Source organism: Maribacter litoralis (assembly GCF_003075045.1).
In the GTDB taxonomy this organism is placed as follows: Bacteria; Bacteroidota; Bacteroidia; order Flavobacteriales; family Flavobacteriaceae; genus Maribacter; species Maribacter litoralis.
The window spans coordinates 1,158,510-1,174,119 of the sequence record NZ_QCZD01000001.1 but is presented as its reverse complement, the minus strand read 5'-3'; the positions used below and the strand labels follow the sequence as shown (position 1 = coordinate 1,174,119).

The following is a 15,610-nucleotide window of genomic DNA, read 5'->3' as shown; positions in this document are numbered from 1 at the left end:
AAATTATCAACATGAATAAAATAATCCTTTTAAACAATCGCCCTACTGGAAAACCCCAAGCCTCCGATTTTAAATTCACAGATGAAAATAAGCCTGAGATAGCCAAGGGGGAAATTCTTCTGAAAACTAAATTCGTATCGGTGGATCCGTATTTGAGAGGACGAATGAGTGATGCAGAATCGTATGTGGAGCCTTTCAAATTGAATAAGCCTATTTCATCTGGTTGTATTGCCGAAGTTGTCGAGTCCAAAAATGAATCCTTCAAAAAAGGAGACTTTGTATCTGGTTCTTTAGAATGGAAAGAGTACCAAGTTTCAAACGGTAATGGACTTTTAAAAATAGATGCGTCGATAGCCCCATTATCCACTTATTTAGGAATTTTAGGAATGACTGGTTTAACCGCCTATTTGGGGTTAACGGAAATTGGATTGCCAAAAAAAGGTGAAACCATAGTGGTGTCCGGTGCTGCTGGTGCGGTAGGTAGTGTTGTTGGTCAAATTGGAAAAATACTGGGTTGCCACGTAGTTGGAATTGCAGGTACTGATGAAAAAGTTGCGATGTTAAAATCAAAATTTGATTTCGATGATGCCATCAATTATAACACAACTAAAGATATAAACAAAGCAATTGCCACTGCTTGCCCCAAGGGAGTTGATGTTTACTTCGACAATGTTGGGGGTGATATTTCAGATAATGTACATGCCAACATTAATAGGTTTGGTAGAATTATCGTTTGCGGAGCCATTTCTGCCTATAATGAAATCTCTGTGCCAATAGGCCCTAGGGTAGAACATTTTTTGATTAGGAAAAGTGTACTCATGCAAGGTTTCATCATTGGAAATTATGCGGAAAAGTTTCCGGAAGGAATAAAACAATTATCAAAATGGCTTCAGGAAGGAAAGCTGTCCTATACGGAAACTATTGTTGAAGGTTTTGATACAATCCCCCAAGCATTTATAGACCTTTTTGAAGGAAAAAATACAGGTAAAATGATTGTAAAAATATAGTCATAACATGATTGAATTATTTAAATAAAAAAAATATGAATTCAAATTATAAAAATATATTTTCTCCTTATTCTTTTCCCGTTTCTGGTGTAGAAATCTCGAATCGGATAGTACTAGCTCCCATGACCACCTTTTCTGGTAATGATGATGGAACAACTACAGATACCGAAGTGGCCTACTATCGTGAACGGAACGAATCGGCTGGGCTTTTAATAACCGCTTGTGCCTATGTAATAAGTCATGGTAAAGGTTTTCATGGTCAGATAGGTGCCGATTCTGATGCATTAATTCCAAGTTTGAAAAGGATAGCTGATGCTTTGAAAGCAAATGGGAATAAAGCTGTACTTCAAATATATCACGGGGGAAGAATGTCTCCTCCCGAAGAACTCGTTGATGGACAATCTATAAGTGCTAGTGCTGTAGCAGCCGTGAGAGAAGGTGCACAAATTCCTAGAGAAATGAAGGCAACTGAAATAGAGGAAACAATTGTAGCTTTTGGTGAAGCTACCCGTAGGGCAATAGAGGCTGGTTTCGATGGGGTAGAAATACATGGAGCAAACACGTATCTTTTACAACAGTTTTTCTCGCCCCATTCCAATCGTAGAACAGATAAATGGGGAGGAGATTTGATGAAGAGAATGACTTTCCCTTTAGCAGTAGTTGATGCTGTAATAAAAGCAGCAACACTTTCATTGCATCCATTTCTTGTTGGATATCGAATTTCACCTGAGGAAATGGAAAACCCTGGTATCACAATGGAAGATACACTTCATTTCGTGCAAGCTCTTTCAAAAAAACAATTAGACTACTTACATATTTCTGTGATGGATTTTTGGGCAGGTTCAATGCGGGATAAAAAAGATACAGAGGCTCGTGCCTTACTAATTGCAGCTAAAGTAGGTCATATACTACCCGTTATTGGTGTAGGTAGTATTCACACTCCAGAAGAAGTAGAAAGAGTTCTTTCTGTTAACATTCCATTGGTAGCAATGGGCAGAGAACTTTTAATGGAACCACATTGGTTGACTAAAGTAAAAAACAATGAAGTTGATCAAATCAGTACAGAACTGGATGTAAGTGCTCAAGATGTATTGAAGATACCTACTCCTCTTTGGAATGAACTTATTTCGAGGACAGGTTGGTTACCATTAAAAAAACAATCAACAAGATCTATTTAATTTATAAATATCTAAAACAGAAGTAACATGAACAATTTTGAATTTAAAAATCCAACAAAAATATTATTTGGCAAAGGCCAAATAGAGAATCTATCAAAAGAAATTCCCGAAAACTCAAAAATACTAATGCTTTACGGAGGTGGAAGTATCAAGAAGAACGGAATCTATAATCAGGTAAAAGAAGCTCTTTCAAATTATGAAGTGGTGGAATTTGGCGGAATTCCAGCTAATCCAGAATACAGCGTCTTGATGAAAGCCTTAAAACTGATCAAGAATGAAGATATCGACTGTTTACTGGCTGTTGGAGGAGGGTCTGTCATCGATGGTACAAAATTCTTATCGGCAGCTGCCCTTTACAAAGGCGATACCCCTTGGCATTTATTGACCGAAAATAAACCTATAACCGAGGGAATGCCTTTTGCTACGGTTTTAACCTTGCCTGCTACCGGTTCTGAAATGAATTCCGGGGCGGTCATCACAAGGGAAGAAACAAAAGAGAAATTGGCCATGGGAGGACCAGGTCTTTTTCCTGTATTCTCAATTCTTGACCCGCAAGTAATACAATCCATACCGAAACGCCAGTTGGCCAACGGGATTACAGATGCTTTTACTCACGTTTTAGAGCAGTATATGACGTATCCTACAGGAGCATTATTGCAAGATCGCTTTGCTGAAAGTATTTTACAAACGTTGGTAGAAATTGCACCTGCTATTATGAAGGACCCAACGGATTACAAAGCGGCATCCAATTTTATGTGGAGCTGTACAATGGCGCTGAACGGACTAATCCAACAAGGAGTTCCTGGGGATTGGGCAGTACATGCCATGGGACATGAATTAACGGCATTGTATGGCATTGATCATGCAAGAACATTGGCCATTGTGGGTCCAAACCATTATCGATACAATTTCGAAAGTAAAAAAGTGAAATTGGCACAGTATGCAGAACGTATCTGGAATATTGAAGAAGGAACAGTCGAGGAAAAAGCCAATATAGGAATTGAAAAAACCGAAGAATTTTTTCACTCTTTAGGAATTGACACTAAGCTTTCGGAATACACCGATGACTATTTGGAAACGGGAAGGATTGTTTCAAAACGCTTTACAGATCGTGGATGGACTGGCCTAGGAGAACATAAAACTCTATCCCCTTCCGATGCCGAAAAAATCATAGAAATGAGTTATTAACATTTTAACCTAGAAAAAATGAAAACAAGAACAATTGGAAAAAGTGATTTAAAAGTATTTCCCATTGGCCTGGGAGCCATGGGCATGTCGGAATTCTACGGAAAAACTGATGAAAAACAAAGCATTAATACATTACATAAAGCATTAGATATTGGAGTCAATTTTATTGACACAGCAGATGTTTACGGTATAGGAGCTAACGAAGAGCTTCTTCGAAAGGCCTATAGTGACCGTTGGAATGATTTGGTGCTGGCTACAAAGTTTGGATTTGTACGAGATAAGAATAAACCGGAGGTGAGAGAACTAAGTGGTTCACCTGAGTATGTAAAAAGTTCTTGTGAGGCAAGTTTAAGACGATTGGGTCGTGATGTAATCGATTTGTATTATTTACATCGTGTGGATCCCAATACGCCTATTGAGGAAACAGTTGGAGCTATGGCAGAACTGGTTAAAGAAGGAAAAGTTAGATATATAGGGCTTTCAGAAGTCTCAGGCGATACGCTAAGGCGTGCCAATGAAGTTCACCCTATAACCGCGGTGCAGACCGAGTATTCCATTTGGTCTCGTGATGTAGAGAAAACTACAATGTCCGTTATTGAGGAATTGGGTATTTCATTGGTGCCTTACAGCCCATTAGGCAGAGGTTTTCTATCAGGAAAAATCAAGGATACATCAGAACTATCCGAGAATGATTTCCGACATACCGTGCCGCGTTTTCAAAAAGAATTCTTTGAAAGCAATAAAACACTTTTAAACCGAATTGAGCAGTTAGCTGATAAGAAGAAAGTAACACCTGCACAATTGTCTTTAGCTTGGTTATTACACAAAGGAGAAAATATAATTCCTATTCCCGGTACCAAACAAGAGAAATACTTGATTGAAAATACCAAAGCTGTTGACGTAGAGATTACTCAAAATGAGATGCTGTATTTAGATGATACATACAGTACGGTGGCTGGCGAACGCTACAATGATATGGGAATGAAATTTACTAATTTATAGTAGTTTTTTTTAAACCAAAAAAGGTGAAAACAAGAACAATTGGAAAAAGTGATTTAATAGTATTTCCCATTGGCCTGGGAGCTATGGGTATGTCTGAATTCTATGGGGAAACTGATGAGAAACAAAGTATTAGAACTTTGCACAAAGCATTGGACATTGGAGTCAACTTTATAGACACGGCAGATGTTTATGGCATAGGTGATAATGAAAAATTATTGCGTAAAGCCTATAGTGACCGTTGGAAAGATTTGGTGTTAGCTACAAAGTTCGGGTATGTGAGAAATAAGGAAAACCCTGAAGGACGACAAAGAAATGGTTCACCTGAGTACGTAAAAAGTGCTTGTGAAGCAAGTTTAAAACGATTGGGGCGCGAAGTAATCGATTTGTATTACTTACATCGTGTAGATCCCAATACGCCTATTGAGGAAACAGTTGGGGCAATGGCAGAGTTAGTGAAAGAAGGAAAAGTTAGATATATAGGGCTTTCAGAAGTCTCAGGCGATACGCTAAGGCGTGCCAATGAAGTTCACCCTATAACCGCGGTGCAGACCGAGTATTCCATTTGGTCTCGGGATGTAGAAAAAACAACAATGTCCGTTATTGAGGAATTGGGAATTTCATTGGTGCCTTACAGTCCATTAGGAAGAGGTATTTTAACAGGTAAGATCAGCGACACCTCAGCATTATCCAAGAATGATTACCGGCATACGGTGCCTCGCTTTCAAAAAGAAAACTTTGAAAGTAACAAACGACTTTTAAGTAGAATTGAGCAGCTTGCTGATACTAAAAAGATAACACCTGCACAATTATCTCTGGCCTGGTTATTAAATAAGGGAGAAAATATAATTCCTATTCCCGGTACCAAGCATGAGAAATACTTAATTGAAAACGCGAAAGCTGTTGACGTTGAACTTACTCAAGATGAGATGCAGCATTTAGATGATACTTACATTTCGGTGGCTGGCAAACGCTACAATGATATGGGAATGAAATTTACAAACTTATAATAAGATCTTAAAATACAGAAAAAATGAAAAATGAAATATTAGATGCAGTTAACCCTGCATCGCAACAGATATTTGAACATGTAGAGAGTACGCCCAAAAGCAAACTTCCAAAAATGGTAGAAAAGGCTGCGCAGGCTCAAAAGAAATGGGCGGCACTAACCTACAAAGAACGAGGTATATATCTAAAAAAATTAAAAAATCTCGTTATCGAACGAGCTGAAGAAATAGCAGAAACCATCTCAAAAGGTATGGGAAAACCTTTGGTAGAATCATATTTGTTTGGTGTTAACCTAGTGGCAGAAGACCTAGAAGAATATAGTGAAAAAGCAGGAATATATCTGGCGGATGAAGATGTACCAACACCAGAATATCTTGGAGAAAATAAAAAAGCGCTTGTACGTTATACTCCTCGTGGAGTGGTAGCCGTTATTGCTCCATGGAACTTTCCGTTTGGTCTAGCAATGTCCCCTGTAATCACAGCCCTAGCGGCAGGAAATTCAGTGGTTTTAAAACCAACGTCTGCAGTTCCGATGATAGGAAAGGTAATTGAAAAACTGTTCAACGATACATTTTCTGATTTTGATGGCTTGGCACAAGTTGTTCATGGAAAAGGTAGTTTGGGAAGTGATTTAGCTACAACCAAAGGGATAGATTTTGTTGCCTTTACAGGTTCTACACAAATAGGTCGTCAACTTCAAAAACAATTGGCAGAAAACTTAACACCTTCTTTGTTAGAACTTGGAGGTAGTGATCCTTTAATTGTTACGGATGATGCTAACTTAATTCGTGCTGCAAAAGCTACTGTATTCGGCCGTTTTTCCAATAACGGACAGATATGTGAAGCAGTAAAACGCGTGTATGTTAATGAAAAAGTTGCCGATGCTTTTATTGCAAATGTTAAAAAGGAAGTCGAAGTACTTACCTCTGGGGAATACACCACACCTTCAAATGATGTTGGTCCATTGGCTAATGGCAGGGGTGTCAATACCATGAAGGAGCAATTACAAGACGCATTGGACAAAGGTGCGGAACTAATTGCAGGTGGTTTCCCTGAGAATGACGATACTTTATTCTGGCCAGCAACGGTTTTGACTAATGTAAATCACAGTATGCGTGTTATGCACGAAGAAGTGTTCGGACCAATATTGCCAATTCAAATCGTAAAGGATGATGAAGAAGCCATTGCATTGGCTAATGATTCTGAATATGGTCTAGATGCTTATGTGTTCAGTAGTAATATGGAAAGAGCTCATAAAATAGCAAATCAGTTACAGGCAGGTTCTGTAGATATTAATGAAGTATTGGTTCATTATGCGGTATCGGGAATACCATTTGGAGGTGTGAAAAACTCTGGAATCAATCGTTATCACGGAAAAATAGGTCTGCAGTTATTCGCGAATTATAAAGGTATGGTGATAGACAGTGGAGAGAAAGATACTGAAGCACTTTGGTTTCCATATTCTGAAGAAAAACTACAAGGAGCTAAACAGCTTTTGGAACAATTGAAATAAAACAATGATTAATAACTAAAATTAAAAGAAATGAAATTAAAAAATAAAGTGGTGTTTATAACTGGAGGAGCTTCGGGAATAGGTAAAGCTTCCGCCATCGCCGCAGCAAAAGAAGGAGCTACTGTAGTCATCGCCGATTTGGCAAGCTCGAAATACGAAGAAACTTTGGTGGAAATTGAGTTTAATAAGGTGCAAAGTTTATTTGTACCAATTGACGTTGCTAATGTCGAAAGTGTAAAAAAGGCAATTCAAACTACTGTTGAAAAATTTGGCAGATTGGATGTAGCTTTCAACAACGCCGGTATTGCGGGCTCTTATTCTGATATTCATGATCTGGAAGAGGAACAATGGCAACATATTATAGATGTTAATCTTACCGGTCAGTTTTATTGTATAAAATACGAACTACAACAATTTCTAAAACAAGGGGGAGGTATCATTGTTAATATGGCTTCTATAGCAGGATTAAAAGCAGAGAACGGTTTGATCCCTTATACCGCGGCCAAACATGGAATGATGGGCCTTACCAAAAACATAGCGGTTCAATATGGAACACAAAACATTCGCGCCAATGCAATATGTCCCTATTACATAGAGACTCCCTTGTTAAATGATCTACCAGCAGAACTCCATTCCCAATGGGTCAATGGAACACCAATGAAGAGGTTGGGAGAAGCTGAAGAAGTGGCGAAGGCGTTTATATACCTTGCTTCAGATGATTCAAGCTATTGCAATGGAACTCATATTTTATTGGACGGGGGAGCCTTGGCCAGAATATAAATTAGAACATCCTTGTTGCATTACCATTACCCATTCCGGCAAGTTCGACAAGAATGTTTTCACCGAAACAATTATCAAATAGATATAATTAAATCAATAAAAATAACACACAAATGGAAATATTAATCGTATTGACATCCCATGCATTATTGGGAAATACTGGTGAGAAAACCGGATTTTGGATAGAAGAATTTGCAACACCTTATTATTATTTAGTAGATAATGGCGCCAACGTTACTTTGGCTTCACCTGATGGAGGTCAACCTCCTATCGATCCTACCAGTGATAAACCGGAAAATCAGACAGAATCCACCAAACGGTTTAAAAATGACGAGGCATTACAGGAAAAACTAAGTAATACGATTAAACTGTCCGAGATATCTGCCAAGGAATATGACGCAGTATTCTATCCAGGTGGTCACGGTCCTTTATGGGATTTGGCAGAGAGCGAAGTTTCGGCGAGGTTGATCGAGAGCTTTTATAACGCCAATAAACCTGTCGCCTTTGTATGCCATGCTCCTGCAGCCCTGAAAAATGTAAAAAATATTTCGGGGGAACCACTTGTAAAAGGAAAAAAAGTAACTGGATTTACAAATTCAGAGGAAGAACTGGTTGGTCTTACCGATGTTGTACCTTTTCTTATTGAAGACATGTTGAAGGAAAAAGGAGGTATATATAGCAAATCAAATGATTTTGAGGCCTATGCTTTGGAAGATGGATTGCTCATCACAGGACAAAACCCAGCCTCATCGCAAAAAGTCGCTGAACTATTATTAACCAAATTGGAATCTAAAAAATAGGTTTTCTGGTCATTCTCTGATGTAAACATCACAGGAGTATCTTCCTTCCTTTTCTATGAAGAGGAAGGAGGATCGACTAGAATACGGACTCATTAACAAATTAAAAAGAATTTATAGTTTATGATAAAAGTCTTAGCCAAGAATTTTGCTAAAGAAAATAAAATTGATAAAATTTTAGAACTGGCAAAGGAATTAGTGGAAAAAACAGTTAAAGAAGTAGGATGTATCAAGTATGAAATGTATCAAAATAAAAAAGAGCCAACAGAACTAATAATGTTAGAAGAATGGGAAACAGAAGAAGATTTAAACAATCATATGTCTTCTGAACATTTTATAAGAATAGTTCCTCAGATGGCTGAATATTTAAGAAAAAAGGCAGAAATTAATATCTACAAAAAAGTCATTTAGACTTTTTATAGAATGAAAGTAAATAAAACATGCCTATTGCTGCTTAAAGTATAGTACAAGAAAGATATAAATAAGGCCAAGTGTTTTTTTATTTCTAATATATATATTAAAAAATAGAATTTCCAGGTAGGTATAAGTCTTATTAGGCTTCGATATTCGGATTCTTTTGCTAAAAGATACCTCCTATATTATTATTATTATTATTATTATTATTTAATCAATTGATCGCCAAAATCAGCTTTTATACTCGTAGGAAAATTTGTTTTAAAATCGATTTCTACTTTGGTTAAGCTTTCCACTAAAACTAAAAATGATATGTCAAAATTATATTCGTCCTATACCCTGAGAGGTTTGGAATTGTCCAACAGAATTGTAGTATCACCAATGTGCCAATATAGTGCAGAAAATGGCTTGGCCAATGACTGGCATCTTGTACATCTAGGTTCGCGTGCGGTTGGAGATGCCGGCCTCGTTTTTACGGAAGCTGCGGCAGTTTCACCAGAGGGAAGGATCTCACCATCAGACCTAGGAATTTGGTCGGATGAACATATAGAACCCTTAAAACGAATAACAACTTTTATTAGAGGACAAGGTGTATCATCAGGTATCCAGTTGGCCCATGCCGGTAGAAAGGCTAGCTGCCTACCTCCCTGGGAAGGTGGGCAGCAAATTAGCCCTTTAGCTGGAGGTTGGCAAACTGTTGCCCCGACGCCGATACCATTTTATGAGGATGACGTAACACCGATAGAATTGTCGATCGAAGAAATACAAGCCATCATACAATCATTCGTAAATGCTGCGAAAAGAGCAGTGACCGCTGGATTCGATATCATTGAAATACATGCTGCACATGGGTACCTCTTGAATCAATTTTTATCTCCCCTAACAAATAAAAGAAAGGATAAATATGGTGGTTCGTTTGAAAATCGCATGCGTCTATTGATCGAAGTAACTATAGGTATCCGCGCTGTAATACCGCAGGAAATGCCTCTTTTTGTACGCATATCCGCCGAAGAGTGGGCACCTGGAGGTCACACCATGGAGGAATCCTTGGAAGTTGCAAAGTTGTTAAAAACTAACGGAGTCGATTTAATAGATTGTTCCTCTGGAGCAGTGGTAAGGCAGCAAAATATCCCAGTTAAAGTAAACTATCAAGTTCCTTTTGCCGAAAGAATCAAGAAGGAGACTAACATCGCGACCGGTGCTGTAGGTTTAATTACGGATATCTTTCAGGCCGAGGATATTTTGGACAAAGATGAAGCCGATTTAATTTTTATCGGTAGGGAGATGTTACGAAATCCATATTTCGCACTACTCGGAGCTGATCAAATGCATATCATACCAAATTGGCCAAAACAATATGAAAGAGGAAAACCTAGAAAATAATTATTAAAATCGAAAGAAATGAATAATAAGAAAAAAAATGTTTTGGTTGCCGGGGCTAATGGTACCACAGGAAGGATTATCATCGATATACTTCAAAAATCAAATACCTATATACCAGTTGCAATGGTTCGCAAACAAGAGCAAAAAGAGCGTTTTGAAAGTGAACATGTTACGACGGTACTAGCCGATATAGAAGAGGACTTGAGCCAAGTTGTCACTCAAATTGACAAAATCATTTTCGCCGCTGGGTCAAAAGGCAAAAACGTAGTTGGTGTAGACCAAGAGGGAGCTAAACGATTAACCGATGCTGCAAAACAAGCCGGAATCGAAAAATTCGTTATGTTAAGTTCAATGGGAGCCGATAATTCGTCACAAAATAAAGAGCTTGAAGCCTATTTGAAAGCAAAACAAAACGCCGATGAGCATTTGCGTGCAAGTGGTTTGGAATATTCTATCGTTAGACCAGGGCAATTGACAAATGAAGATGGCAAGGGTAGAATCGAGCTCGGTTCCAAATTAAAAAAAAGCGGTAGCATTTCAAGAGCTGATGTAGCAAAAACCTTAGTTGAAGTTTTGGATAACGACGTTATGCAAAATCAAACTTTTGAGCTTTTGGAAGGTGAAACTTCTATTGAAAATGCAGTTCGATTAAATTAAGGATATACTAATGACACTTAGATTAGCCTCTATGTTTTAATACATTAAACCAAGAAGAATATCAAATTGATTGTAAACCAATAGGATAGATTACAACAAGTCATTCTTCAACAATCTAAGCGAGTTAAAGGTTAATCTTTCCAAGCCTTGTTAATAAAATTTTAGAAAAGGAATTTAATTTTTAATGAAGCTAAACTCCAACTCCAAGGAATGCGATAATAATAAATGTGAACCAAGTTAAATGCGTATTCACTAATTAAAAATATGAAATTTTCTAAGACCATAAAATATTTTCCGTTTTATATGCTTTCGGTGTTGCCTATGCAAATACTGTATTTTTTATCCGATTGTGCTTACTATTTTATATACTATATGATACAATATCGAATAAAAGTGGTCCTCGACAATCTTCGTAAAGCATTTCCTGAAAAAAGTGAAGAAGAAATTAAAGATATTTCCAAACGATTCTATCGTCATTTTTGTGATATCATTTTTGAATCCATTAAAACATTGACGATATCTAAGGAAGAAGCTAAAAACAGATTAAGTCTCAATAATCCTGAAATTATTGAGGATTTACTAGAAAATGGTAGAAATATTCTATTGTACGCAGCCCATCAAGGGAATTGGGAGTTGCTTGTATATTTACCTTTGATGTTGACTTATCCTTCAAATACATTCTACCGTCCCCTAAACAATAGTTATTTCAATGGGCTTGTTCTTCTAATACGAGAGCGGTTCGGTGTACGATGTGTTGAGGAGTTCAAAGGATATCGGACAATAATTGCACAAAACAATAATCCAGTGCCAGTAATGAATTGTATCATTGGTGATCAAAGCCCAAGAAGGAAAAGTGCCATCCACTGGTGTAATTTTTTGAATAGGAAAACAGCTTTCTACCTTGGAGCTAACATCATTTCAAAGAAAACTAATGATGTTGTTCTCTTTCCTAGATTCAATAAAATTAAAAGAGGACATTATCAACTCTATTTTGAAATGATCGAGGAATTTCCATCACATTCGGAAGGATATAACATTGTGGTTGAATATGCGAGATGTTTAGAAAACACCATTACCCAATCCCCGGAAATGTGGCTTTGGAGTCATAGGAGATGGAAGCTAAGTGAGGCTTAAAGGGAGGATAAAACCCTTATTAAATAATATTGCCATTAGATTAGAAGAAAGTCCAATGGTAAAGAAACAATGTCAACAAACTCATTAAACTTTAAAACTTAGACGAAATGGAAAAAATAATTTGGATTGTAATGGCGTTCATTGCGGGATCATTTCTCCCCATACAATCTGGTATGAATAACAAACTGGCTAAAGCGGGTGGTAGCCCTGTCCATGCCTCAATGATATCATTTGCCATTGGTTTATTGGCATTGGTAATCTATATTATTTTAACTTCTCAAAATGTATCTTGGAGAGGAATAAAAGACGCCCCAACTTATGCTTGGATAGGCGGAATATTGGGAGCTTTTTATGTTACAATTATTGTACTAGCCTTTCCTAAGATAGGACCTGGTTTAACATTTGGGTTAGTAGTTTCCGGACAGTTGCTTATATCCATGTTGATGGAACACTTTCAAATAATGGGAGCCCAACAAATATCAATTAGTATTGGCAGAATTATGGGTATACTATTAATCATTGTGGGAGTAATAATTATGAAGAATTTTTGAGATGACATTTCCTCTGACAAATTATAAAAATAATAGGAGAGAAAGTTTATATTCAATGTTTGAAGATTGTTAAAGCCTTCTTTAAGTTATCTAGTTATGGATTAACTCAAGATAAATTAATTTAATAAGAATGAATAATCAATTCAAAAAGATACATCAAGTTATTTCAAGTTACATTGAAATTAATAATGAAGAATGGATTTCCTATTCTTCAAAATTTCGGGTAAAAGAAATCAGAAAAAAGGAAATAATCCTTAGCCAAGGAGATATTTGCCGTGATGTGTTTTTTGTGGTTAATGGGCTGTTAAGGGTTTTTTTTGTGGATAACAATGGAGAAGAAAAGACTTTTCATTTCTCTTTTGAAAATACGTTCTCTACCGACTATGAAAGTTTTCTAAAGAAAATTCCATCAAGCTATTCTATTCAAGCATTGGAAGATACAACTGTCGTTTTAATGTCGTTTGAAATGTTGCACGATGGTTATAAAATTCTTAGGAATGGAGAGAAACTTGGCAGGTTACTTGCCGAAGAGTATTTCTTTATTTTCAATGATAAGATTCAAGCTATTTACACCCAAAGCCCAATTGTGAGGTATAACAATCTCACTAGAAAGTTTCCGAATATTCTACAACGGATTCCCCAGCACTACATTGCATCTTATCTTAATATTAGTTCTGTACATCTCAGCAGATTAAAAAATTCTCAATAGTAAAATAAAACTGATAACAAATGTTATCGTCATTGGACTATTAGCCCTTTAACTTTGTCTTTGTAATAATCAAACTTTATAGAGATGAAAAAATTGGAAGATAAAACAGTTTTAATTACAGGAGGAGCATCTGGAATTGGCAGAATAATGGTTCGTTTACTATTAGAACGAAAAGCCAAAGTTATCATCTGGGATATTAATCAAGAGAGTATTGATGACACACTATCGGAATTCTCGGACAAAGGAAAGGTTTATGGCTACAATGTAGATGTCTCCAATGTTGAACAAATACAAGATACCGCTAAAAAAGTTAAATCAGAGATAGGTGTTGTTGATGTATTAATCAATAATGCAGGAATAATAGTTGGTAAATATTTCCACGAGCATACGGTATCCGATATTTCAAAAACAATGGAAATTAATGCAAATGCACCAATGTTTATCACAATGGAATTTCTTAACGATATGTTGAATCAAAATTCAGGACATATTTGCAATATTGCTTCGTCTGGCGGAATAGTTTCAAACCCTAAAATGTCTGTTTATTCAGCGAGTAAATGGTCACTCATCGGTTGGTCAGATAGTTTGCGTTTGGAGATGAAGCAAATGGATAAAAGAGTGAATGTTACCACAATAATGCCTTACTACATCAATACGGGAATGTTTGATGGTGTAAGATCGAAGATTCCAATTCTTGAACCAGAAGCTGCAGCACTAAACATTGTTAAAGCGATTGAGAAGAATAAAAAATTAATAAGTATCCCAGGCTATATCTACAGATTTACACGTTTCGGTCAAGGAATAATGTCGATTAATATATTTGATTGGTTTGCAGGAGATGTTCTCGGAATTTACAAAACAATGGAGCATTTCACTGGTCGTAAAAAATAGTAACATTAGAGAAAGCATAAAAATGGAAGAAACATCAAGAGATATTATTGTCCAACATATTGAAAGTCAAAGAGATTTTTTCTCAACCAACAAGACAAAAGATATTAGTTTCAGGCTAAAGCAACTTCGTAAACTCAAAAAGGCAATTCAAAAAAATCAAAAGAAACTTGAAGATGCTTTATGGGAAGATTTGCATAAATCGCCTGAAGAATCTTACTTAACTGAAATAAGTATTGTAACAGGTGAAATCGATAATCATATAAAACATTTAAAGGAGTGGGCAAAACCTAAAAGAGTTTCAACACCTATACATTTATGGCCTTCTTCAAGTAAAGTAATTTATGAACCACTTGGATTGTCCCTTATTGTAGCACCTTGGAATTATCCTTTTCAGTTATTAATTAATTCCTTGGTCGGTTCAATTTCGGCCGGTGGTTGTAGTATTCTAAAACCATCGCCAGATGCACCAACAATTGGAAAAGCGATGCAGGAAATGATTGAAGAAACTTTTGAGTCGAATTATATTGCAGTTGTTCAAGGCGGTAGAGAAACAAATACAATCCTGTTTAATGAACGCTTTGATATTATTTTCTTTACTGGTAGTTCAAAAGTTGGGAAAGTCGTAATGAAAGCAGCAGCAGAACACTTAACACCAGTAGTATTGGAATTAGGTGGAAAAAGCCCTTGTATTGTTGATGCAGATGCAAACATTGATGTTGCAGCAAAGCGTATTGCTTGGGGCAAATTGATAAATGCAGGTCAAACTTGTATTGCACCAGATTACCTTTTTGCTCATCATTCTATTAAAGATGAGTTATTGGATAAAATTGCCAAGAATATTAAAGAAATGTATGGAAATGATATTAAAGAAAGTCGATTCTATCCACGTATTGTAAATCAACGAGCAATGGATCGCTTAGAAAAGTTAATGAATCAGGGAGAAATACACACAGGTGGAGAGGTCGACGAAAAAGAAAAATTTATTGCACCTACAATTATTGATAATGTAAATCCTGATTTTCTGATTATGCAAGAAGAAATATTTGGACCAATTTTACCAGTATTGACTTTTGAGCATATTGATGAAACTATCGAATACATCAATAAAAATGAAAAGCCATTAGCTTTTTACTATTTTGGAAAAAATAAGGATGCCATAAATGTTTTAGCAAGAACAACATCTGGTGGTGCTTGTATTAACGACACCCTGATGCATATAACCAATCATAATTTACCTTTTGGTGGTGTTGGCAATAGTGGACTGGGAAAATATCACGGAAAAGAAAGCTTTTTAGCTTTTAGCAATCAAAAAGCAGTTGTTTCCACACCAACGTGGATAGATTTACCTTTAAAATATGCGCCTTTTAAGTATTTTAATTTAATAAAGAAAATTGTTTGAGT

General features: G+C 36.5%; 16 protein-coding genes. All 16 read left to right on the top strand.

Translation table 11 applies throughout. The features are described from left to right. Positions 1-11: 11 nt before the first annotated feature. The 16 genes from DCS95_RS05285 (at position 12) to DCS95_RS05210 (ending at position 15,608) form a co-directional block, all read left to right on the top strand. Complete coding sequence (locus tag DCS95_RS05285) at positions 12-1,007, top strand: NADP-dependent oxidoreductase (protein ID WP_208630733.1); 996 nt, start codon at positions 12-14, stop codon at positions 1,005-1,007. 35 nt (positions 1,008-1,042) lie between these two features. Continuing rightward, complete coding sequence (locus DCS95_RS05280) at positions 1,043-2,185, top strand: NADH-dependent flavin oxidoreductase (protein WP_116769751.1); 1,143 nt, start codon at positions 1,043-1,045, stop codon at positions 2,183-2,185. Between the two features lie 27 nt (positions 2,186-2,212). Beyond that, positions 2,213-3,373 carry an iron-containing alcohol dehydrogenase gene (locus tag DCS95_RS05275; protein WP_116769750.1) on the top strand — a complete coding sequence of 387 codons (1,161 nt, stop codon included), beginning with the start codon at positions 2,213-2,215 and terminating at the stop codon, positions 3,371-3,373. Positions 3,374-3,391: 18 nt separating this feature from the next. Beyond that, positions 3,392-4,375, top strand: coding sequence for an aldo/keto reductase (locus tag DCS95_RS05270; protein WP_116769749.1), 984 nt, complete (start codon positions 3,392-3,394; stop codon positions 4,373-4,375). 23 nt (positions 4,376-4,398) lie between these two features. Then, a complete protein-coding gene (locus DCS95_RS05265) occupies positions 4,399-5,382 on the top strand; it encodes an aldo/keto reductase (RefSeq protein WP_116769748.1) in 984 nt (327 codons plus the stop codon). Positions 5,383-5,405: 23 nt separating this feature from the next. Next, complete coding sequence (locus DCS95_RS05260; RefSeq protein WP_116769747.1) at positions 5,406-6,893, top strand: aldehyde dehydrogenase family protein; 1,488 nt, start codon at positions 5,406-5,408, stop codon at positions 6,891-6,893. Between the two features lie 30 nt (positions 6,894-6,923). Continuing rightward, a complete protein-coding gene (locus tag DCS95_RS05255; protein ID WP_116769746.1) occupies positions 6,924-7,673 on the top strand; it encodes an SDR family NAD(P)-dependent oxidoreductase in 750 nt (249 codons plus the stop codon). A 113-nt stretch (positions 7,674-7,786) separates the two neighbouring features. Beyond that, positions 7,787-8,473 carry a type 1 glutamine amidotransferase domain-containing protein gene (locus DCS95_RS05250; RefSeq protein ID WP_116769745.1) on the top strand — a complete coding sequence of 229 codons (687 nt, stop codon included), beginning with the start codon at positions 7,787-7,789 and terminating at the stop codon, positions 8,471-8,473. A 120-nt stretch (positions 8,474-8,593) separates the two neighbouring features. Next, positions 8,594-8,881, top strand: a complete 288-nt coding sequence (locus DCS95_RS05245) for a putative quinol monooxygenase (RefSeq protein WP_116769744.1) — start codon at positions 8,594-8,596, stop codon at positions 8,879-8,881. Between the two features lie 315 nt (positions 8,882-9,196). Further along, positions 9,197-10,267, top strand: a complete 1,071-nt coding sequence (locus DCS95_RS05240) for an NADH:flavin oxidoreductase/NADH oxidase (RefSeq protein ID WP_116769743.1) — start codon at positions 9,197-9,199, stop codon at positions 10,265-10,267. An 18-nt stretch (positions 10,268-10,285) separates the two neighbouring features. Then, complete coding sequence (locus DCS95_RS05235; protein WP_116769742.1) at positions 10,286-10,924, top strand: SDR family oxidoreductase; 639 nt, start codon at positions 10,286-10,288, stop codon at positions 10,922-10,924. 264 nt (positions 10,925-11,188) lie between these two features. Then, positions 11,189-12,058, top strand: coding sequence for a lysophospholipid acyltransferase family protein (locus DCS95_RS05230; RefSeq protein ID WP_116769741.1), 870 nt, complete (start codon positions 11,189-11,191; stop codon positions 12,056-12,058). Positions 12,059-12,165: 107 nt separating this feature from the next. Further along, on the top strand, positions 12,166-12,609 hold the full coding sequence (locus DCS95_RS05225) for a DMT family transporter (RefSeq protein ID WP_116769740.1): 444 nt from the start codon (positions 12,166-12,168) through the stop codon (positions 12,607-12,609). A gap of 130 nt (positions 12,610-12,739) precedes the next feature. Then, positions 12,740-13,318, top strand: a complete 579-nt coding sequence (locus DCS95_RS05220; RefSeq protein WP_116769739.1) for a Crp/Fnr family transcriptional regulator — start codon at positions 12,740-12,742, stop codon at positions 13,316-13,318. Positions 13,319-13,402: 84 nt separating this feature from the next. After that, positions 13,403-14,209: an SDR family oxidoreductase gene (locus tag DCS95_RS05215; protein WP_116769738.1), complete on the top strand. Its 807-nt coding sequence runs from the start codon at positions 13,403-13,405 to the stop codon at positions 14,207-14,209. Between the two features lie 22 nt (positions 14,210-14,231). Continuing rightward, on the top strand, positions 14,232-15,608 hold the full coding sequence (locus DCS95_RS05210; RefSeq protein ID WP_116770167.1) for an aldehyde dehydrogenase: 1,377 nt from the start codon (positions 14,232-14,234) through the stop codon (positions 15,606-15,608). Positions 15,609-15,610 lie beyond the last annotated feature (2 nt).

Bases quoted from the DNA above. Each gene is read 5' to 3' on its own strand.
- DCS95_RS05285 (WP_208630733.1), top strand. From the start codon at position 12: ATGAATAAAATAATCCTTTTAAACAATCGCCCTACTGGAAAACCCCAA.
- DCS95_RS05280 (WP_116769751.1), top strand. From the start codon at position 1,043: ATGAATTCAAATTATAAAAATATATTTTCTCCTTATTCTTTTCCCGTT.
- DCS95_RS05275 (WP_116769750.1), top strand. From the start codon at position 2,213: ATGAACAATTTTGAATTTAAAAATCCAACAAAAATATTATTTGGCAAA.
- DCS95_RS05270 (WP_116769749.1), top strand. From the start codon at position 3,392: ATGAAAACAAGAACAATTGGAAAAAGTGATTTAAAAGTATTTCCCATT.
- DCS95_RS05260 (WP_116769747.1), top strand. From the start codon at position 5,406: ATGAAAAATGAAATATTAGATGCAGTTAACCCTGCATCGCAACAGATA.
- DCS95_RS05255 (WP_116769746.1), top strand. From the start codon at position 6,924: ATGAAATTAAAAAATAAAGTGGTGTTTATAACTGGAGGAGCTTCGGGA.
- DCS95_RS05250 (WP_116769745.1), top strand. From the start codon at position 7,787: ATGGAAATATTAATCGTATTGACATCCCATGCATTATTGGGAAATACT.
- DCS95_RS05245 (WP_116769744.1), top strand. From the start codon at position 8,594: ATGATAAAAGTCTTAGCCAAGAATTTTGCTAAAGAAAATAAAATTGAT.
- DCS95_RS05240 (WP_116769743.1), top strand. From the start codon at position 9,197: ATGTCAAAATTATATTCGTCCTATACCCTGAGAGGTTTGGAATTGTCC.
- DCS95_RS05235 (WP_116769742.1), top strand. From the start codon at position 10,286: ATGAATAATAAGAAAAAAAATGTTTTGGTTGCCGGGGCTAATGGTACC.
- DCS95_RS05230 (WP_116769741.1), top strand. From the start codon at position 11,189: ATGAAATTTTCTAAGACCATAAAATATTTTCCGTTTTATATGCTTTCG.
- DCS95_RS05225 (WP_116769740.1), top strand. From the start codon at position 12,166: ATGGAAAAAATAATTTGGATTGTAATGGCGTTCATTGCGGGATCATTT.
- DCS95_RS05220 (WP_116769739.1), top strand. From the start codon at position 12,740: ATGAATAATCAATTCAAAAAGATACATCAAGTTATTTCAAGTTACATT.
- DCS95_RS05215 (WP_116769738.1), top strand. From the start codon at position 13,403: ATGAAAAAATTGGAAGATAAAACAGTTTTAATTACAGGAGGAGCATCT.
- DCS95_RS05210 (WP_116770167.1), top strand. From the start codon at position 14,232: ATGGAAGAAACATCAAGAGATATTATTGTCCAACATATTGAAAGTCAA.